Source organism: Enterobacter sp. 01-M-02-SI-ECC (assembly GCF_047530595.1).
In the GTDB taxonomy this organism is placed as follows: Bacteria; Pseudomonadota; Gammaproteobacteria; order Enterobacterales; family Enterobacteriaceae; genus Enterobacter; species Enterobacter cloacae_M.
Genome location: NZ_JBLKCZ010000002.1, coordinates 14,296 through 34,261, shown reverse-complemented (window position 1 = coordinate 34,261; position 19,966 = coordinate 14,296). Strand labels below are relative to the sequence as shown.

19 protein-coding genes are annotated in these 19,966 nt (G+C 57.0%); 2 read left to right on the top strand and 17 right to left on the bottom strand.

The genetic code is table 11. The annotated features are described in order from the left end of the window. Positions 1 to 16: 16 nt before the first annotated feature. The 15 genes from hisP to pdxB form a co-directional block, all read right to left on the bottom strand. Positions 17 to 790 (bottom strand): histidine ABC transporter ATP-binding protein HisP, encoded by a 774-nt coding sequence (gene hisP / locus ACMWLG_RS03375; protein WP_045354320.1) that lies wholly within the window; start codon positions 788 to 790, stop codon positions 17 to 19. A gap of 8 nt (positions 791 to 798) precedes the next feature. After that, positions 799 to 1,515, bottom strand: coding sequence for an ABC transporter permease (locus ACMWLG_RS03370; protein WP_008502590.1), 717 nt, complete (start codon positions 1,513 to 1,515; stop codon positions 799 to 801). Then, positions 1,512 to 2,198: a histidine ABC transporter permease HisQ gene (locus ACMWLG_RS03365; protein WP_014832782.1), complete on the bottom strand. Its 687-nt coding sequence runs from the start codon at positions 2,196 to 2,198 to the stop codon at positions 1,512 to 1,514. Before ACMWLG_RS03365 ends, ACMWLG_RS03370 begins: the two co-directional genes overlap by 4 nt. Positions 2,199 to 2,286: 88 nt before the next feature. Next, complete coding sequence (hisJ, locus tag ACMWLG_RS03360) at positions 2,287 to 3,069, bottom strand: histidine ABC transporter substrate-binding protein HisJ (protein WP_008502592.1); 783 nt, start codon at positions 3,067 to 3,069, stop codon at positions 2,287 to 2,289. Positions 3,070 to 3,295: 226 nt separating this feature from the next. After that, positions 3,296 to 4,078 carry a lysine/arginine/ornithine ABC transporter substrate-binding protein ArgT gene (gene argT, locus ACMWLG_RS03355; protein ID WP_023616063.1) on the bottom strand — a complete coding sequence of 261 codons (783 nt, stop codon included), beginning with the start codon at positions 4,076 to 4,078 and terminating at the stop codon, positions 3,296 to 3,298. A gap of 291 nt (positions 4,079 to 4,369) precedes the next feature. Further along, complete coding sequence (locus ACMWLG_RS03350) at positions 4,370 to 4,939, bottom strand: UbiX family flavin prenyltransferase (RefSeq protein WP_045402683.1); 570 nt, start codon at positions 4,937 to 4,939, stop codon at positions 4,370 to 4,372. An 89-nt stretch (positions 4,940 to 5,028) separates the two neighbouring features. Next, positions 5,029 to 6,546 (bottom strand): amidophosphoribosyltransferase, encoded by a 1,518-nt coding sequence (gene purF, locus ACMWLG_RS03345; protein WP_021241570.1) that lies wholly within the window; start codon positions 6,544 to 6,546, stop codon positions 5,029 to 5,031. A 33-nt stretch (positions 6,547 to 6,579) separates the two neighbouring features. Continuing rightward, positions 6,580 to 7,068 (bottom strand): colicin V production protein, encoded by a 489-nt coding sequence (gene cvpA / locus ACMWLG_RS03340; protein WP_000262116.1) that lies wholly within the window; start codon positions 7,066 to 7,068, stop codon positions 6,580 to 6,582. Positions 7,069 to 7,233: 165 nt separating this feature from the next. After that, positions 7,234 to 7,932 (bottom strand): cell division protein DedD, encoded by a 699-nt coding sequence (gene dedD, locus ACMWLG_RS03335; protein WP_045402682.1) that lies wholly within the window; start codon positions 7,930 to 7,932, stop codon positions 7,234 to 7,236. After that, positions 7,922 to 9,190, bottom strand: a complete 1,269-nt coding sequence (gene folC / locus ACMWLG_RS03330) for a bifunctional tetrahydrofolate synthase/dihydrofolate synthase (protein ID WP_023312563.1) — start codon at positions 9,188 to 9,190, stop codon at positions 7,922 to 7,924. The genes dedD and folC overlap by 11 nt, the downstream gene beginning before the upstream one ends. Before the next feature lie 70 nt (positions 9,191 to 9,260). Beyond that, complete coding sequence (accD, locus tag ACMWLG_RS03325; protein WP_023312564.1) at positions 9,261 to 10,166, bottom strand: acetyl-CoA carboxylase, carboxyltransferase subunit beta; 906 nt, start codon at positions 10,164 to 10,166, stop codon at positions 9,261 to 9,263. 154 nt (positions 10,167 to 10,320) lie between these two features. Beyond that, positions 10,321 to 10,980 carry a DedA family protein gene (locus ACMWLG_RS03320; protein ID WP_045402676.1) on the bottom strand — a complete coding sequence of 220 codons (660 nt, stop codon included), beginning with the start codon at positions 10,978 to 10,980 and terminating at the stop codon, positions 10,321 to 10,323. A 28-nt stretch (positions 10,981 to 11,008) separates the two neighbouring features. Beyond that, the gene (gene truA, locus ACMWLG_RS03315; RefSeq protein ID WP_023312566.1) at positions 11,009 to 11,821 is read right to left on the bottom strand and encodes a tRNA pseudouridine(38-40) synthase TruA; all 813 of its coding nucleotides are present in this window, start codon (positions 11,819 to 11,821) and stop codon (positions 11,009 to 11,011) included. Beyond that, positions 11,821 to 12,834, bottom strand: coding sequence for an aspartate-semialdehyde dehydrogenase (locus ACMWLG_RS03310; protein WP_039263237.1), 1,014 nt, complete (start codon positions 12,832 to 12,834; stop codon positions 11,821 to 11,823). The genes truA and ACMWLG_RS03310 overlap by 1 nt, the downstream gene beginning before the upstream one ends. 67 nt (positions 12,835 to 12,901) lie before the next feature. Continuing rightward, entirely contained in the window at positions 12,902 to 14,038 is a 1,137-nt protein-coding gene (pdxB, locus tag ACMWLG_RS03305) for a 4-phosphoerythronate dehydrogenase PdxB (protein ID WP_045402673.1), read from the bottom strand. Positions 14,039 to 14,151: 113 nt separating this feature from the next. On the opposite strand from pdxB, the gene flk reads away from it, so the two are divergent. Further along, positions 14,152 to 15,156 carry a flagella biosynthesis regulator Flk gene (gene flk, locus ACMWLG_RS03300; RefSeq protein WP_045402671.1) on the top strand — a complete coding sequence of 335 codons (1,005 nt, stop codon included), beginning with the start codon at positions 14,152 to 14,154 and terminating at the stop codon, positions 15,154 to 15,156. A 42-nt stretch (positions 15,157 to 15,198) separates the two neighbouring features. Here the strand turns inward: flk and ACMWLG_RS03295 are convergent, their stop codons facing one another. Next, positions 15,199 to 16,377 (bottom strand): MFS transporter, encoded by a 1,179-nt coding sequence (locus ACMWLG_RS03295; protein ID WP_045402669.1) that lies wholly within the window; start codon positions 16,375 to 16,377, stop codon positions 15,199 to 15,201. Between the two features lie 207 nt (positions 16,378 to 16,584). Next, positions 16,585 to 17,802 carry a beta-ketoacyl-ACP synthase I gene (gene fabB, locus ACMWLG_RS03290; RefSeq protein ID WP_045402666.1) on the bottom strand — a complete coding sequence of 406 codons (1,218 nt, stop codon included), beginning with the start codon at positions 17,800 to 17,802 and terminating at the stop codon, positions 16,585 to 16,587. 158 nt (positions 17,803 to 17,960) lie between these two features. Here fabB and mnmC point away from each other — a divergent pair, with 158 nt between their 5' ends. Then, complete coding sequence (mnmC, locus tag ACMWLG_RS03285; protein WP_045402657.1) at positions 17,961 to 19,958, top strand: bifunctional tRNA (5-methylaminomethyl-2-thiouridine)(34)-methyltransferase MnmD/FAD-dependent 5-carboxymethylaminomethyl-2-thiouridine(34) oxidoreductase MnmC; 1,998 nt, start codon at positions 17,961 to 17,963, stop codon at positions 19,956 to 19,958. Positions 19,959 to 19,966 lie beyond the last annotated feature (8 nt).

Below are 19,966 nucleotides of genomic sequence, written 5' to 3'. Positions count from 1 at the left end.
CGGGCTGATGCCCTCTTTACTTCAGAGATCCTTTGAGGAACTGCTGCAAACGCGGGCTTTGCGGGTTCGCCAGCACTTCGTCCGGGTGCCCCTGCTCTTCAATTTTCCCCTGATGCAGGAAGATGACGTGGTTCGAGACGTTTCGGGCGAAGCCCATCTCGTGCGTCACCACCACCATCGTTTTGCCCTCTTCGGCCAGCTTCTGCATGATGCGCAGCACTTCGCCGACGAGTTCTGGATCGAGCGCGGAGGTCGGTTCGTCAAACAGCAGCACTTCGGGCTCCATCGCCAGCGCGCGCGCGATAGAGACACGCTGCTGCTGACCGCCGGAGAGATGCACCGGGTATTTCATCTGCTGGCGCTCGTCGATACCCACTTTCGCAAGGTATTTCACCGCGCGCTCGCGGGCTTCCTGCTTGCTCAGGCCCAGCACCTGAATCGGCGCTTCCATCACGTTCTCCAGCACCGTCATGTGGCTCCAGAGGTTGAAGTGCTGGAACACCATCGTCAGGCGCGTACGCAGCAGTCGCAGCTGGTTCTTATCTGCAACCTTCAGTTGACCGTCTTTATCACGTACCAGATTGATATTCTGCCCGCTCACCACAATCGAGCCTTCACTCGGTTTTTCGAGGAAGTTAATGCAGCGCAGGAAGGTACTTTTCCCCGAGCCGGATGAGCCGATGATACTGATCACGTCGCCCGCATTCGCCTGCAGCGACACCCCTTTCAGCACTTCATGTTCGCCGTAGCGTTTGTGCAAATCAATAACGTTTAATTTGTTCTCAGCCATCATCTTTCTCAGTGCGTCGAAGAAGGTTTTATATGCTGCAACCAGCGTTTTTCAGCCTTACGGAACAGGCTTATCAGAACATAAGAGATAATTAAATAGAGCACCGCCGCAATGCCAAACGCGGTAAACGGCTGATAGGTCGCGGAGTTAATATCGCGCGCAATTTTGAGCAGATCCGGCACCGTCGCGGTAAAGGCGAGCGCGGTAGAGTGCAGCATCAAAATCACTTCGTTACTGTACGCCGGTAGTGCGATACGCAGCGCCGACGGCAGAATAATGCAGCGATAAAGCTTCACTGAGGAAAAGCCGTACGCGCGCGCCGCTTCAATCTCACCGTAAGGGACAGAGCGAATTGCTCCGGCGAAAATCTCGGTGGTGTAGGCGCAGGTGTTGAGCGTCAACGCCAGCACCGTACAGTTCAGGCCGCTGCGGAAGAACGCATTCAGCATCTCAGTGCCTTTTACGATCTCAAGCGTATACATCCCCGAATAGAACACCAGCAGCTGCACGTACAGCGGCGTACCGCGAAACACGTAGGTGAACAACCAGATCGGGAACTGGATAAATTTATTGTTCGATACGCGGCCAATGGCAAGAAACACCGCCAGAATGCCGCCCATCACCACGGAGGAGATCAGCAGCCAGAGCGTAATCGCCACGCCGGTAAAGCGGTAGCCATCCGTCCACAGCAGCGACTTCCAGTATTCCTGAATAATCTCAATCACAGGTCAGCCCTCTTCACACCCACGGAGTAGCGACGCTCGAGCAGAAGCAGCACACCATTGGAGACGGTCGTAAAGACCAGATAAATCACGCCGCAGACCACCGCAAAGTAGAACGGCTCCCAGGTGCTCTTGCCCGCCAGCTGAGTCGCTTTCACGACGTCTTCCAGACCGAGCAGCGAGACCAGCGCTGTCGCTTTGAGGATAACCTGCCAGTTGTTGCCGATGCCCGGGAGCGCATAACGCATCATGGCCGGGAACATAATCCGACGAAACGTTTGTGAAGAGGTAAAACCAAATGCGGTTGCCGCCTCAATATGGCCTTTCGGCACGGCCATGTAGGCACCACGGAAGGTTTCGGTGAAGTAGGCACCGTAGATAAAACCGAGGGTAATAATACCGGCCACCATCGGGTCGATATCAATTTGTCCCATGCCCATCGCGTCCGTTACGCTGTTAAGCGCAATCTGCAGACCGTAAAAGATAAGCAGCATCAGCACCAGATCGGGAACGCCGCGAATAAGCGTGGTGTAGCCTTCAAATATGAGCGCCAGCGGTTTGTTAGCCGAAAGCTTCGCCCCTGCGCCCGCCAGACCTATCAGCACCGCCAGCACCACGGAGCTTATAGCCAGCTCAAGGGTGACAAGCGCGCCCTGTAAAATAACGCCAGAAAATCCGTACAGCATACCGCGAGCCCTGTCGTATCGTGAGTGGTGGAACCGTGTCTTTTCCCCTCCCACATCGGGAGGGGCCGCACGTTATTTGACGGGGCGATTAGCCGCCGTAAACATTAAAATCAAAGTACTTTTTCGCCAGCTTGTCGTACGTGCCGTCTGCGCGCATTTCAGCGAACGCCTTGTTCAGCGCTTCACGCAGTTCGTTGTCTTCTTTGCGCAGGCCCATACCGGTGCCCACACCAAACAACTTCACGTCCTTAATAGACGGGCCGCCAAACTTGTAATCTTTACCTACCGGCGTTTTCAGGAAGCCTTCGCTAGCCGCGACTTCATCCTGGAATGCGGCATCAATACGGCCTGCCGTCAGGTCAGCGTAGATATTTTCCTGGCCCTGATAGGAGACAATTTCAATCCCCTTCGGTGCCCAGTGCTCGTTGCCGTAGGTTTCCTGAGTGGTGCCCTGCAGCACGCCCACGCGTTTGCCCTTCAGCGATTCCAGCGTTGGCTGAATATCAGACGATTTCGCCACTACCAGACGTGAATCGGCCGCGTAGAGTTTGTCGGTGAAGGCAATCTCCTGCTGGCGTTTTTCGGTAATGGAGAGGGAGGACATGATTACGTCGATTTTTTTCGCTTTCAGGGACGGGATCAGCGCATCCAGCGGGTTCTCAACGTAGGTACACTGTGCTTTGATGCGTTTGCACAGCTCATTGGCCAGATCGATGTCAAAACCGACCAGTTCACCCTTTGAATTCTTCGATTCGAACGGCGCATAGGTAGGATCGGTACCAATTCGAATTTTCTGCGGAATAGCTGCGAATGCCGCGGTGGCGCTGGAAAAGGCCAGTACCAGTGATAATGACAACACGAGTTTTTTCATATTTGTCCTCAACAAACTGTCTTCATACGGGATTTTTACGACGACGGGGTGGTGCTAATGTGCCATTAATCCCCTCAGTCAGGCAAAGATTAATGCCTTTCCAGCGGGAATTTTTGCATTATTAATGCGTAAGTATGCACAAAGCGATCCAATACAGTGCATTTAATGCACTGTATTGGGTCAACCGCTCCCGCAACGCACCTCTCCGGTGCGTTACCGTCAGGTGTTATTCACCGTATACGTTGAAGTCGAAGTATTTCTTCGCCAGTTTGTCGTAAGTACCGTCTTTACGCAGCTCCGCAAAGGCTTTGTCGAAGGCGGCTTTCAGCTCGGTATCATCCTTACGCAGGCCAATCCCGGTGCCGTCACCAAAGTACTTTTTGTCTTTCACTGACGGGCCTGCAAACGCGAATTCTTTGCCCGCAGGCTGCTTCAGGAAGCCTTCACTCGCGGCGACTTCATCCTGGAATGCCGCATCCAGACGGCCTGCCGCCAGGTCAGAGTAAATCAGATCCTGGTTCTGATAAGCCACCACGTCTACGCCCTTCTCACGCCAGTTAGCATTGGCATAGCCTTCCTGCGTCGAGCCCTGAAGCACGCCGACGTGCTTGCCCTTCAGCGAGTCGATGGTGGGCTTAATCGGGGAGCCTTTAGGGGCAATCAGGCGAGAATCCGCGGCGTAGAGCTTGTCAGAGAAGGCAATCTCCTGCTGGCGTTTTTCGGTGATGGAGAGAGAAGAGATAATGGCGTCGATTTTCTTGGCTTTCAGCGACGGAATTAACGCGTCAAAGTCGCTGCCCACCCATGTGCATTTCACCGCAATACGCTTGCACATTTCATTACCCAGATCGATATCAAACCCCACGAAATCGCCTTTCGCATCCTTGGAAGAGAATGGCGCGTAGGTTGCGTCTGTACCGATACGTACCGTCTGTGGAAGCGCTGCGTAGCTACCTGCTGCCGCACTTAACCCCACGAGCAAAGACAGAGCCAGAACCGTCTTCTTCATACATTTACCCTCAAGTACCGTGATTTTATTATGTATTGTGTTGTGTGTTGTGTTGCAGGCTTCATCTTGCAGGTCTTATGCCACATTGCCGTCTGGTCAAAACTTCGACGTTAAATATGTTAATAAAACGTTGCGATATTGCCTTAATGGTGAAAGATAGCAGGTCTGCCGAACGAACCGGAAAGAGAAAAAGGGAAAAAACGAATTAAATGTCGAGGATATGATCGCCGTTGCATAATTGCCCTGAAACAGGGCAACGTGTCTTTTCATGCACCTGTTTTGTGCACAGATTCAGGCACCCTGCCAGCGGGTGAAGAGATCGTCGGGCAGGTTGATGTCAAATTGATCCAGCACGCGGTTAACGGTCTGATTAATCACGTCATCCAGCGAGGTCGGGCGATGATAGAACGCGGGTACCGGCGGCATGATGACAGCCCCCAGCTCCGCAGCCTGCGTCATTAAGCGCAGATGGCCCAGGTGCAGCGGCGTTTCCCGCACGCACAGCACCAGGGGACGCCGCTCCTTCAGCACCACATCCGCCGCGCGCGTCACCAGGGTGTCCGTATAGCTGTTCACAATGCCGGAGAGCGTTTTAATTGAACAGGGCAGGATAACCATGCCGGCCGTTTTAAACGAGCCTGAGGAGATGCTGGCAGCGATATCACGGGCATCGTGAACGACATCCGCCAGCGCCTGAACATCGCGCAGGGAAAGATCGGTTTCCAGAGAGAGGGTCTGCCGCGCCGCCTGGCTCATCACCAGATGGGTCTCGACTTCCGCCACGCTACGCAGAACCTGTAACAAACGTACGCCGTAGATCGCGCCGCTGGCGCCGCTGAGCCCAACAATGAGTCGTTTCATGATTTTCGCCCTTACTGATTTCAGGGCAGACTGTGCAGGATTTTGCGGGGAGTTGCAAGTGAGGGCATTCGCCCTCACCTGCCGGAGCATCAACCTTCGTTGTGCATCTCTAAGCTTTCGAGATCGTTCTGCAGCTGGACGGCTTTCGCATCGTCGTTGCGCAGCGAATCAAGATAGTCGAGGTACTGCTGGTCAACGTCTTTGGTTACGTAAATACCGTTGAACACTGAGCATTCAAACTGCTGAATTTCCGGGTTCTCGGCACGCACCGCGTCGATGAGATCGTTCAGATCCTGGAAAATCAGGCCGTCGGCACCGATGATCTGGCGAATTTCATCCACTTCACGGCCGTGAGCGATCAGCTCGTTGGCGGTTGGCATATCGATGCCGTACACGTTCGGGAAGCGAATCTCCGGCGCGGCAGAGGCCAGGTAGACTTTCTTCGCACCCGCTTCGCGCGCCATCTCGATAATCTGCTCAGAGGTGGTGCCGCGAACGATGGAGTCATCCACCAGCAGAACGTTCTTGTCGCGGAATTCCGCGCGGTTGGCATTCAGCTTGCGGCGCACGGACTTACGGCGCAGGTGCTGGCCCGGCATGATAAAGGTGCGGCCAACGTAGCGGTTCTTCACGAAGCCCTGACGGTATGGCTTATCCAGAATGCGGGCGATCTCCAGCGCGATATCGCAGGAGGTTTCCGGGATAGGAATAACCACGTCGATGTCGAGATCGTCCCACTCGCGGGCAATTTTCTCGCCCAGCTTCGTGCCCATGTTGACGCGCGCGCTGTAGACGGAAATCTTGTCGATGAAGGAATCCGGGCGGGCGAAGTAAACGTATTCAAACAGGCACGGGTTGCTGACCGGATTATCGGCACACTGGCGGGTAAACAGCTGGCCCTTCTCGGTGATATACACCGCTTCGCCCGGCGCAACGTCACGCAGGAACTCGAAGCCCAGGGTATCCAGCGCCACGCTCTCAGAGGCAACCATGTATTCGGTACGGCCATCGCCAAGGTCGCGCTTGCCGAGCACCAGGGGACGAATGCCGTTTGGATCGCGGAAGGCTACCATTCCGTGACCGATAATCATCGCTACGCAGGCGTACGCGCCGCGGATCTGGCGGTTGGTCGCGGCAATGGCAGCAAAGATGTTGTCTGCTTCCAGCGGGTAGTGACGGAAGTTATCCAGCTCGCTGGCGAACACATTGAGCAGGATTTCAGAATCAGAGGTGGTGTTAATGTGGCGACGTTTCTCTTCGAACAGCTTTTTACGCAGCTCATGCGCGTTGGTCAGGTTGCCGTTATGAGCAAGGGTGATGCCATACGGTGAGTTGACGTAGAAAGGCTGTGCCTCAGAGGCGCTGGAACTGCCAGCAGTAGGATAACGAACGTGACCGATCCCCATATTACCTTGCAGACGCTGCATATGGCGGGCTTCAAACACATCGTTTACCAGGCCATTCGCCTTGCGTAAACGGAAGCAGTTATTTGCATCAATGGTGATGATACCCGCAGCATCCTGCCCACGGTGCTGAAGCACCGTTAACGCGTCATAAATCGACTGGTTTACCGGCATGAAACCGGCGATACCGACAATACCGCACATTCGTCTTTTCCTCGTTAAGCCACATCTCAGGGTTTATGCCCTGGGCAAAAAACTCGACGAGCTTTGCAGATAGTCAAAGAACCATCTGATGATGAAGCTGAACTCTGGAATGAGCTGCGATTTCTGCCAGTCTTCGCTTTTGGAGAACCCGGTGAAGGTATCCAGGAAGAACAGGATCGCGGCCACAATCAGCACGCCTCGCAACGCTCCGAAACAGATCCCGAGCACCCTGTCCGTTCCTGACAGACCGGTTTTCTCGACCAGCTGACCTATCACGTAATTCACGATAGCGCCGACAATCAGCGTTGCGATAAACAGCACCGCGATGGCAATTCCGTTTCGGACCAGTTCATCTTCAAAGCCCGTGAACCAGACAGACAGGTAAGTGTAGTAATGACTGGCGACAAAGAAAGCACAACCCCAAGTCACCAGCGATAACGCTTCACGAACAAAGCCACGGATCAGGCTAACCAGACAGGAAAAACCAATCACCGCAATGATGGCGTAATCAATCCAGACCATATGTGTCCCACGATTAAACGCCCTGTCATCCAGTTCGGGGCGAATTCTAACAGAAAAAGAAAACGTTTGCGTAGGGATTTCCTTCCCGCGCGTAAATAAAAAAGGCGCTGAAAAAATGTTCAACGCCGTGGCTTATCGCCTCTCTCTTAAAGGAGCAGGTCGTACTTAGTTTGCGCTGTAGCCCATCACCACACCGCTCAGGCCGGAGATCTGCTTCAGCTCACCCAGCGACCCTTTCAGTTTGTCTTTAGACGCTTCTGGCCCCACGAGGATACGGGTAATTTTACCCTGCACCGGCGTGGAAGGTGAAGTGTAAACACGGTATCCCGCACTTCTCAGTTTGCTCACGACCTCGTTGACTTTGTCGGCGTTTTTCAGCGCACCGAGCTGCACCACGTAGGCTTTACCCGTTGGGGCAGCAGCTTCCTGCTGCGCCGGTTTTGCTGGCGGTGGGGTTTCTGACGCCGCGGCGAGCTGTTCTGCCGTTTTATCGCGCTGCGGTTTCGGCTGCGGCTTCTCAACCGGCTTCGGTTTTTCAACCGGTTTAGGCTGCTCTACCGGCACCGGATCGATATCGCTGCTGCTCGCTGCCGCCAGGCGAGACGGATCGAGCGACGGTGCTGCGGCATCGCCCGCGCGCACCTCTTCCGCCGCGCCTTCCGGTGGCTGAGCAGGCAGCGCCTGCGTCGCCGCGGGCAGCATATCCGGCTCATCGCGGTCACCCGGTTTAGGCACCAGCGGAATAGCGGCAAACTCATCCTGATAATGCTTTTTCTGCCCGTCGAGCAGCCCGGGAAGAATAATCACCCCGAGCGCGACCAGCACAATGGTTCCTGTTAAACGGTTCTGAAACTTACTCGCCACCGGTTCTCCCCGCGTCCATCACTTCCATGACATGTGCCACCGTGTGGAATGAACCACACACCAGCACGGTATCTTCTGGTTTAGCATCCGCCATCGCGGCATGCCAGGCCTGAGCCACGCTACTATAGATTGCGCCTTTGCCGAGATGTTCCATCAGCTGCTCAGCCGTCGCGCCGCGCGGCCCCTCCAGAGGAGCACAATACCAGCTATCGACCACACTCTCCATGCAGGCCAGCGTCCCGCCGATATCTTTATCATGAAGCATACCGATAACCGCCAGCACGCGCCCGGTTTTTGGTAACGATTTGAGACGTCCCGCGAGATACGCCGCCGCATGCGGGTTATGCGCCACGTCCAGAATCAGGCGCGGTGACTCGCTGACAATCTGGAAACGCCCGGGCAGAATTGCGCTCTGAATACCGTCGCGGATCGCCCGCTCGCTGACCACGAGGCCGCTGGCGCGCAGTGCCGCCAGCGCGGTTGCCGCGTTCGGCTGCGGCACCTGCGGCAGCGGCAGGTTGTCCAGCGCACCCTGCCCATCGCTGAAGCGCCAGCCGTTATCCTGAACCTCATACTGCCAGTCAACGCCGCGGCGCAGCAGACGCGCGCCCTTCTCGTTTGCCACGTCAGCAATGGTGTACGGCATGTCCGGCTCGCCGACCACGGCGGGTTTATTCGCCCGGAAAATACCTGCCTTCTCGCGGCCAATGCTTTCACGATCCGGTCCCAGCCAGTCGATATGGTCCAGCGCGATGCTGGTGACCACCGCCACGTCCGCATCCACCATATTGGTCGCATCAAGACGTCCGCCGAGGCCGACCTCAAGGATCACGACATCCAGCTGCGCCTGTTTGAACAGCCACAGCGCCGACAGGGTGCCGTATTCAAAATAGGTTAATGAGATCTCACCGCGTGCGGCTTCAATTTCCGCGAACGACGCCGTATGCGCCGATTCCGGCAGCTCGCTGTTCTGCACGCGAACGCGCTCGGTGTAGCGGACCAGGTGTGGAGAGCTGTACACGCCAACTTTGTAACCCGCGGCCATCAGGACAGATTCCAGCGTGCGGCAGGTCGTGCCTTTACCGTTGGTACCCGCGACGGTGAACACGAAAGGTGCCGGTTTGAGCACATCAAGACGCGCGGCGACCTGGCTTACGCGCTCAAGCCCCATATCGATGGTTTTACTGTGCAGGTTTTCCAGATAAGAAAGCCACGCGGCCAGGGGCGACGTGGCTTGGGGAATGCTTTTATTTTCCATAATGCCCGGTTGTCATTAACAGATTAGAAAGCAAAAGGGCAGCGCCAACCGGCCCTGCCCTTTTCAGTTATCAGGCCTCGGGTTCCTGATCCGGTACCACCACGCCTTCGCGCGGCTCATCCGGGTTCGGCGCTGGCAGATTCATCAGCTTCGCCAGGATGCTCGCCAGCTTCAGGCGCATTTCCGGACGGCGGACGATCATATCGATAGCGCCTTTCTCAATGAGGAACTCACTGCGCTGGAAGCCCGGCGGCAGTTTTTCACGAACGGTTTGCTCGATAACGCGAGGACCGGCAAAGCCGATCAGCGCTTTTGGCTCAGCGATGTTCAGATCGCCCAGCATCGCGAAGCTCGCGGAGACGCCGCCCATGGTTGGGTCGGTCAGCACGGAGATGTACGGCAAACCGCGCTCCTGCATCTTCGCCAGCGCAGCAGAGGTTTTCGCCATCTGCATCAGCGACATCAGCGCTTCCTGCATACGCGCACCGCCGGAGGCAGAGAAGCAGATCAGCGGACAGTTGTCTTCCAGCGCCTGCTCAACGGCACGCACGAAGCGCGCACCGACCACGGAGCCCATTGAGCCGCCCATAAAGGAGAACTCAAACGCAGCGGCAACAGCCGGCATCCCATGCAGGGTGCCTTTCATAACGACCAGCGCATCTTTCTCGCCGGTCTCTTTCTGTGCAGAGGCCAGACGATCTTTGTATTTTTTGGAATCGCGGAACTTCAGCACGTCTTTTGGCTCAAGTTCGCTACCCAGCTCTACCAGAGAGCCTTCGTCCAGCAGGCTATGCAGGCGGTTGCGCGCCGACATACGCATATGGTGGTCACACTTCGGACACACCTCAAGGTTGCGCTCCAGCTCTGCGCGGTACAGAACCTGACCGCAGCTATCACACTTCGTCCATACCCCTTCAGGAATGCTCGCTTTGCGCGTTGGGGTAATGTTGCTTTTAATTCGTTCAATCCAGCTCATTGATAACCTTTCTGCCTGAACCTGGTCGTATGCCAGTTTTGCTATAAGAGGCGAATAATGCCATTTTTGCCTCCAACAGACCATGAATGTTGCACATTAAAACATAACAGCCCGAAACTTTGGATAAAAAAGTGGTCGAACCGCCAGCGTGCATTTACTTCGCTTGTTTTGCCGCCGCACGTTTGTGACGAATGATTTCGATAACGCCCGGCAGTACGGAAAGCACAATAATCGCTACAATCAGTAACTTAAGGTTTTCCTGCACCACCGGGAGATCGCCAAACAGATAGCCTGCGTAGGTAAACAGCAGTACCCACAGCAGCGCGCCAACCACGTTGTATGCCGCAAAATGACGATAGGACATATGCCCCATTCCCGCCACAAACGGTGCAAATGTACGCACAATAGGCACAAAACGCGCAAGGATAATGGTTTTTCCACCATGGCGTTCATAAAACGCATGGGTTTTGTCTAAATAGCTGCGGCGGAAAATTTTCGAATCCGGATTGCTGAACAGCCGCTCACCGAATACCCGTCCAATCGTGTAGTTGACCGCATCACCGACAATGGCGGCAATCACCATCAGTATCACCATAAGGTGCACGTTCAGATCGTTAGTGGGCAGCGCCGATAACGCCCCGGCAACGAACAGCAGTGAATCCCCTGGCAGGAATGGGGTAACGACCAGTCCGGTTTCACAAAACAGAATGAGGAACAGAATGGCATAAACCCAGACGCCATACTGCGCGACCAGCTCCGCCAGGTGAACATCAATATGCAGGATGAAATCAATCAGAAAACGTATTACGTCCATATTGTCTAAGCCCTAATTGCACCTTTGTTTAGTCCGCTAAAAATAGCGGGCCCATTGGCGGTTTCGGCAGGTCAAATCGATCCGGATAGTCTACTGAGACCAGATACAATCCTTCCGCTTTCGCCGTGGCTGCCGCAAGCGTTCTGTCCTTCGCTGCCAGCAGGTCTGCAATCCAGCTCTCCGGCTGGTGTCCGGCACCCACTTCCATCAGGCTGCCCACAATATTCCTAACCATATGATGTACAAAGGCATTGGCTTTGATATCCACCACCACATACGCGCCAAAACGGCTGACGTTTATGTGCATGACGTTTCGCCACGGCGTGCGGGACTGACACTGCACCGCACGAAACGACGTAAAGTCATTTTCACCAATCAGACACTGCGCCGCGCGATGCATACGTTCCGCATCAAGCGGTTCATAAAAATGCGTCACGCCCTGGCTTAACACCGCCGGACGCAGGCGCTGGTTATAGATGACATAACGGTAGCGACGCGCCGTGGCGCTGAAGCGCGCGTGAAAATCATCCGGCACAGCTTTTACCCAACGCACCGCAATGTCACCAGGCAAATTCGCATTTACACCCAGCGTCCAGGCGGCATCCTTACGCACGGCGGTGGTTTCAAAGTGAACCACCTGCCCCGTACCGTGAACACCCGCGTCCGTACGGCCCGCGCACAGGACGTTGATCGGCTCGTTTGCCACCTGAGAGAGCGCTTTTTCCAGCTTCTCCTGGACGCTGCGCACCTCGTTCTGACGCTGCCAGCCATAATATTTACTGCCATCGTACTCAATTCCGAGGGCAATTCTATGGACCGGCTTTTGTTCCACGTCTGACATCAGTACAGGTACTCCTGCACCAGCTTTTCAGCGATTTTGACCGCCATCAGCGCGCCGCCGAAGCGAACGTTATCGGCAACGGACCAGAACTGAACCTGCTCCGGCATGCCGTAGTCGTTACGCACGCAGCCAACGGAAAGATGCGCGCTACCGGTGGCATCGCCAACCTGGGTCGGGAACTCGCTCTCTTCAGAGAGCACGATGTCTTCACCGCGGCCAAACGCGTCGCGCGCCTCTTCTGCCGCCAGCGGACGAAGGGCTTCAAAGCCGACCATCTGCGCGTGGCCGTAGAAGACCGGGGACTGCACGACGTTCGCGGAGATCATCAGGCCATCGTCCTGCAGAATTTTACGCACTTCATCGACGATACGACGCTCTTCGCGCACGGAGCCCTCGCGATCCGGCAATAGCGGCAGCATGTTGAACGCCAGCTGGCGGCCAAAGAAATCATCTTCATCAATCGGAATGCCGTTCAGCAGCTTCGCGCTCTGCCCGGCCAGCGCGTCAACGGCCTTTTTGCCGTTTGCGGACGCCGACAGCAGGCTGGTGACGGTAATGCGCGACAGGCCGCCGTCGTCGATCAGCGGTTTCAGTGCAGTCAGCAGCTGGCTGGTCAGGCTGTTCGGCACCGCAATGACGTTACGGTTGCGGTAGTCAGCCAGCACAAACGGGTTCACGTCCGGCACCACCAGCGGCACATCCGGCTCCATTGAGAACAGACCGCTCAGGTCGATCACCAGGCAGCCTGCGTTGGTCGCCTCTTCAACGTACGCAGCCGTCGCTTCAGCGCCCGCGGCGAAAAACGCCAGCTGCGCCTGCGTCCAGTCGAACGCGGCCGCGTCCTGGACCATGACGGATTTACCGTTAAAACGCAGATGCTCACCTGCGCTGTCGGTACGGGCCAGCGCATAGATATCGCCCACCGGGAACTGACGCTCAGCAAGGGTTTCGAGCAGGGCTTCGCCCACGGCACCCGTGGCACCTAAAATGGCAATGTTCCAGCCTTCAGACATGGTGGTTTACTCCAGAAATAAAAAAGCGTCCCTGTCGGAGTATCCGACAGGGAGCATTAAGAAGACATTAATGCGCCGGGTGATGAACGGCGTTAAATCCCAGCTTATGCAGCAGCGTCGCCGCCGACGCGTCGTCGCACATTACATACAGGGAAGACCACTCGCGGCGCTCAACGTAGTTCTTGCGCAGCTTATCAAACTCACCCGGGATCCCCGCCACTTTACGCAGCAGCGCATCATCGCGGCGCACATCATACACCAAATGCACCAGCCTTTTCAGCGTTGCCTGATCGAGCGGGCCGTGCAGGGTAATGCGGCCAAATTCAGGCGCGGGGAGTAAGGTATCCAGCGCCACCTGCTGCGGATGGCCGATAAAAGCGCTGAAGGCTTCGAAGACCTGCGTCGTGCCGCGTGCTTTGCCTTCCAGGGTATAACCGGCGATATGCGCCGTGCCCACGTCCACCTTGCTAAGCAGCTCAACGTTGAGATCCGGCTCCGGCTCCCAAACGTCCAGCACCACGCTGAGGTCTTGTCCTTCGTTCAGGCATGTCAGCAGCGCAGCGTTATCTACGACCGGGCCACGGCAGGCATTTATCAGAATAGTGCCAGCCTTCAGACGACGGATCAGCGCCTCGTCAGCAAGATGCAGCGACTTATACGGCCCCTCTTTAAACAGCGGCGTGTGGAAAGTCAGCACGTCACACTGTTCAACCAGCTCATCCAGCGAGCGGAAATCCCCGTCATCGCCGTTGTCTTTACGCGGCGGATCGCACAGCAGCGTGCGGATCCCTAACGCTTCCAGGCGCTTTTGCAGGCGCCCGCCGACGTTACCCACGCCGACAATCCCCACGGTGCGGTCCTTCAGCGCAAAACCGTCGCGCTCGGCCAGCATCAGCAGGGAGGAGAAAACGTATTCCACAACGGCGATGGCGTTACAGCCCGGCGCTGCGGAAAAACCGATTCCGGCCTGCTTCAGCCATTTATCATCCACATGATCGGTCCCTGCCGTTGCGGTCCCAACGAACTTAATCGCCTTACCGGCGAGCAACGCCTCATTTACTTTGGTCACCGAGCGCACCATCAGGGCGTCGGCATCGTCCAGTTCGTTGACCGGGATCGGGCGACCAGGAACAGCCTTTACGTTACCCAGGCGGCTAAATAGCTCACGGGCGTAAGGCATATTTTCATCAACGAGGATTTTCACGTCTGAGTACCTGTTTGAGAGGAAGAAAACCTGCCAAGTGTGCCATAATCTGGCCGCCAGGCATATACGTCTGCCAGGTTTACGCTGAGTTTTGACTTTAAGGATTTTTGACGATGCAGCCCATTTCAGGTACGCCGCCACGCCCTCCGGGTGAAGGCCCGGTCACGCCAAACGTTGCCGGTGAACAACCGCTATCCACGCAACAGCGCACCGTGCTGGAGCGACTGATCACGCGCCTGATTGCGCTGACTTCGCAGCAGAACGCGGAAGTCTGGGCCGGGGTAAAGCATGATTTAGGCGTGAGAAACGACGCACCGCTGCAGTCGCGCCATTTCCCGGCGGCCGAACAAAATCTGAACCAGCGTATTACGACCGCGCAGCAGAACCACACCACCCGCCAGATTGTTTCTCAGCTGACGGAGCTGCTGGGTCAGGGAAATAACCGCCAGGCGGTAAGTGATTTTATTCGCCAGCAGTATGGTCAGACCGCGCTGGGCCAGCTGACGCCCGACCAGCTCAAAACCGTGCTGACCCTGCTGCAGAATAACGAGCTGTCTATTCCGCAGCCACAGGTGCGCCCGGCGACCGAGCGTCCGCTGCTGCCCGCGGAGCACAATACGCTCAAGCAGATGGTGACGAAGCTGGCAGCGGCCACCGGCGAGCCGACGAAGCTTATCTGGCAATCCATGCTGGAGCTGTCCGGCGTGAAGGCGGGTGAGTTAATCCCGGCCAAACAGTTTACTCATCTGGTGACCTGGCTTCAGGCGCGCCAGACGCTCAGCACCCAGAGCGCCCCTACCCTGCATACCGTCCAGGCCGCGCTGAAACAGCCGCTTGAGCCGCACGAGTTCGAGGTGATTCGGGATTACGCCCAGCAAAACTGGCAGGCCACGCCGCAGACGGTACTGACCACCGCGCAGGTGCAGGATCTGCTCAACCAGATCTTCGTTCGCCGCGCAGAGCGTGAAGGCGGCGTGCCGGAGGTAAGAAACATTCAGCCGATCTACAGCCCGCTGTTTGCGCCGGTCGTGGAAACCTTCAGAACGCTCTCCGCGCGTCCGGGGTTGATGTTTATTGCGCTACTGATTGCACTGGCGATTTTCTGGCTGGTTGTCTGAGGTTTGGCCCGGTGGCGCTGCGCTTACCGGGCCTACAACGGCTCAAGCCCTGCGAAACGCCATCAGCGTCACAATAATCCCAACCACCGCGGAAACCGCACCTGCCAGGAAGACGGACGGATAGCCAAACGAGGTGGCTAACACCCCGGCCAGCGGTCCGGTTACCCCGTATGAGATATCCTGAAACGCCGCATAGCCGCCCAGCGCCGTACCGCGCACCTGCGGGGCCACGCGCTTCACCACTTCAACGCCCAGCGCCGGGAAGATCAGTGAACAGCCGCAGCCGGTTAGCGCCGCGCCGAGCAGCGCAACGGATGCCACGGGTGCATTCCACAGCAGCAGCAGACCGATAGTCTCAATCACCAGCGACGCCACCGCCACCTTCACGCCGCCGAAGCGATCCGGCATCCAGCCGAAGAAGACACGCATCAGCACAAACGCGCCGCCAAACGCGGTAAGCGTAAAACCGGCCATCGCCCAGCCGCGGCTCATAAAATAGAGCGAGACGAAGGTACCGATCACCGCAAAACCCACACCCTGCAGCGCCAGGCCAAGACCCGGCTGCCAGATCTGGCCTACCACGCTCCACAGGGAAGGTCGCTCGCCTTTGTGCGCGGGCACCTTACGCACCGAGCCGTTAAACGCCCACGCCAGCAGGGGTAAAGCCATCGTGGTGGCAGCCAGCGCCGCAAACCCAAACTGGCTATTGATCAGCAGTCCAAGCGGTGCGCCTGCGGCCAGCGCGCCATAGATGGCCATACCGTTCCAGGACATCACCTTGCCGGAGCGTGCGGGCCCCACCAGCCCCATTCCCCAGGTCAAGGTGCCGGTCAGCAGCTGGCTTTCACCAAAGCCAAGGATTAAACGGCCCAGCACCAGCAGCGCAAACTTATACGCGGCATCTACCGGCAGGAGAGCAGCCAGCAGCCATGCGCCGCCCGCCAGCCCACAGGCAAACATTCCCTGTAACGCCGAGCGTTTTGCACCGTGCTGATCCGCCAGCCGTCCGGCGTAGCCGCGGGTCAATACCGTGGCTAAAAACTGAATGCCAACGGCAATGCCGACCATGGTGTTGCCATAGCCCAGCTCCTGATGAACGAACAGCGGGATCACCGGCAGCGGCAGGCCAACGGTCATATAGGTCAGAAATACCGCGAAAGCGATACGGAACAGCGAGACGTTCGCTGAAGGGGTTGTTTCTGTTTGAGTTACTGCAGTCATGCTTTACTCCGAAATGAAGAGTAAGGCGGGGAAATGCCACGCCCCCTCTACCTGATAATCAGGATTAAGGTGCGTTGGTTGACGTTAAACGCTTACGCATTATCGTGAGGATAATGTTGAGGGGTGAAGTTTGCCTGTGAGATCAGCCGCTTGTCAATGCATAAAAAAGGGAGCCTTATGGCTCCCTTCCGGAATCAAACGTAAAACTTATGCTTTCAGCTTACGCATAACCAGCGTGGCGTTGGTGCCACCAAAGCCGAAGCTGTTTGACATGACGGTGGTCAGCGTCGCGTCCATTGGTTTGGTCACGATGTTCAGGCCAGCAGCCTGCTCGTCCATCTCATCAATGTTGATGCTTGGCGCGATAAAGCCGTTTTCCAGCATCAGCAGAGAGTAGATCGCTTCCTGCACGCCAGCCGCACCCAGCGAGTGGCCGGTCATGGCTTTGGTCGCGGAGATCGCCGGGCTGTTGTCGCCGAAGACTTCACGGATCGCACCCAGTTCTTTCACGTCGCCTACCGGAGTAGAGGTACCGTGGGAGTTCAGGTAGTCGATTGGGGTGTCAACGCCGTGCATCGCCATCTTCATGCAGCGCACCGCGCCTTCGCCGGATGGCGCAACCATGTCGGCGCCGTCAGACGTCGCACCGTAGCCCACGATTTCAGCGTAGATATGCGCGCCACGTGCCAGGGCATGCTCCAGCTCTTCAACCACAACCATACCGCCGCCGCCCGCGATAACGAAACCGTCACGGTGCGCATCATAGGTACGGGAAGCTTTGTCCGGGGTCTCATTGTACCTGGTGGACAGTGCGCCCATCGCGTCGAATTCACAGGCCATTTCCCAGCCCAGCTCTTCGCCGCCGCCAGCAAATACGATGTCCTGTTTACCCAGCTGGATCTGCTCAACAGCATTACCGATGCAGTGCGCGGAAGTCGCACACGCGGAGCTGATGGAGTAGTTCACACCGTGGATTTTGAATGGGGTCGCCAGGCACGCGGAAACCGCAGAACCCATGGCTTTTGTTACCACGTACGGACCTACTGCTTTCAGACCACGCGGGCTACGCATTGCGTCAGCGCCGAATACCTGCGCTTTTGATGAGCCGCCGGAACCGGCGATCAGACCCACGCGCGGGTTGTTCTGATAAACCTCTTCGCTCAGGCCGGAATCTTTGATCGCTTCCTGCATGGAGAGATAAGCATAAATAGAGGCATCGTTCATGAAACGAACCACTTTGCGGTCAATCAAACCGGTGGTGTCCAGTTTGACGTTACCCCATACGTGGCTACGCATACCTGAATCTTTAAACTCTTCAGAGAAAGTGATCCCGGAGCGTCCTTCACGCAGAGATGCCAGGACTTCCTGCTGGTTATTACCGATGCTGGAAACAATGCCCAGGCCAGTAATCACTGCACGTTTCATTCAATACCTCTGTAAGTCGCACTATAGTAAGTTTCGAGTCGCACAATAGCGTACACTTGTACGCCGAACAAGTCCGATCAGACATTTTCTGCGGAAATTTGCACCGATGGACTCACATCGTTAAGATCGTGCCACTGCCTGTCAGACGAGTAACTTACGTGAAACAAAACGCTATACAACCCGCCAACCTCGAATTCAACGCTGAGGGTACACCTGTTTCCCGAGATTTTGATGATGTCTATTTTTCTAATGATAACGGACTCGAAGAAACTCGCTATGTTTTCCTCGACGGAAACCAGCTCAGCACCCGCTTCCCGGAGCATCCGCGGAGCCTGTTTGTGGTCGCGGAAAGCGGATTCGGCACCGGGCTCAATTTTCTGACCCTCTGGCAGGCGTTTGACCAGTTTCACGCTGCCCACCCTGAGGCTACGCTACAAAGATTACATTTCATCAGTTTCGAAAAATTCCCGCTCACCGCGCACGATCTGCGGCTCGCTCATCAGCGCTGGCCAGAGCTTGCAGCCTGGGCGGAGCAGCTTCAGACGCAGTGGCCGCCCCACATCGGCGGCTGCCACCGTCTGATTCTGGACGGCGGACGCGTGACGCTGGATTTATGGCTTGGCGACATCAATGACCTGACCGATACGCTCGATGATTCGATGAATCAGACGGTGGACGCCTGGTTCCTTGACGGCTTTGCCCCCGCCAAAAACCCGGACATGTGGAGCCAGCATCTGTTTAGCGCGATGGCGCGGCTGGCGCGCCCGGGCGCAACGCTTGCCACCTTCACCTCGGCAGGCTTTGTCCGCCGCGGACTGCAGGAGGCGGGCTTTACCATGCAGAAAACCAAAGGTTTTGGCCGCAAGCGCGACATGCTGGTCGGCAGAATGGAGCAGACGCTGAATATCCCCGCCAGTGCACCCTGGTTTGCGCGCCGCGCCAGCGCATCCCGTGAGGTGGCGATAGTTGGCGGGGGGATCGCCAGCGCCCTGCTGTCTCTCGCGCTTCTCCACCGCGGCTGGCAGGTCACGCTCTACTGTGCTGACGACGCGCCAGCAAGCGGCGCGTCCGGCAACCGCCAGGGGGCGCTCTATCCGCTTTTAAGCGCGCACGACCCGGCCCTGTTCCGTTTTTTCCCGGCGGCATTTACCTTCGCTCGTCGCCTGTACGATGCCCTGCCGGTGGCGTTTGACCATGACTGGTGCGGCGTGACGCAGCTCGGCTGGGATGAAAAGAGCCAGCAAAAAATCACGCAGATGCTGTCGCTGGGTCTGCCTGACGAGATTGCCCGTGCGGTAAGTGCGCAAGAGGTGGCAGAGACCGCTGGCGTGGAAACCGGGTGTGGGGGCATTCAGTATCCGCTCGGCGGCTGGCTGTACCCGGCTGAACTGACCGCGGCAGCCATTGCCCTGGCGCAGTCGCGCGGGCTGACGGCGCATTATGCTCGCAAGGTTGAATCGTTGAGCCGGACAGAACGCTGGAATCTGCGTTTTGCCGATGGCAAAGAGGCGAGTCATGCCAGCGTTGTGCTGGCAAACGGGCATCACATCAGCCAGTTTATCCAGACAGAGTCATTGCCGGTTTATCCGGTCGGCGGCCAGGTAAGCCATATTTCCACCGCGCCTGCGCTCGGCAAACTGCGCCAGGTGCTTTGCTATGACGGCTATCTGACGCCGCAAAATCCGTCTAACGGCCACCACTGCATTGGGGCCAGCTATCATCGTGGCGAAACGGATATGCGCTACAGCGAAGCGGATCAGGCCCAGAACCGCCAGCGCCTGATTGACTGTTTCCCGGATGCGACGTGGGCGAAAGAGGTTGACGTCAGCGAGGGTGACGCGCGCTGCGGCGTGCGCTGCGCCACCCGCGATCATCTGCCGATGGCGGGAAATGTGCCGGACTATGATGCGACGCTTGAGGCCTATCAGGATCTTGCTGAACGCAAGGAAACGGCGGCGGCCTCGCCGGTGTATCCGGAGCTGTTTATGCTGGGTGGATTAGGATCTCGCGGGCTGTGTTCCGCGCCGCTGCTGGCAGAAGTATTAGCCGCGCAAATGAGCGGCGAGCCGATCCCACTGGACAGGGTTACGCTTGCGGGGCTGAATCCGAATCGATTGTGGGTACGGAAACTGCTGAAGGGGAAGAAGGTTAAGTAGGGTGCGGT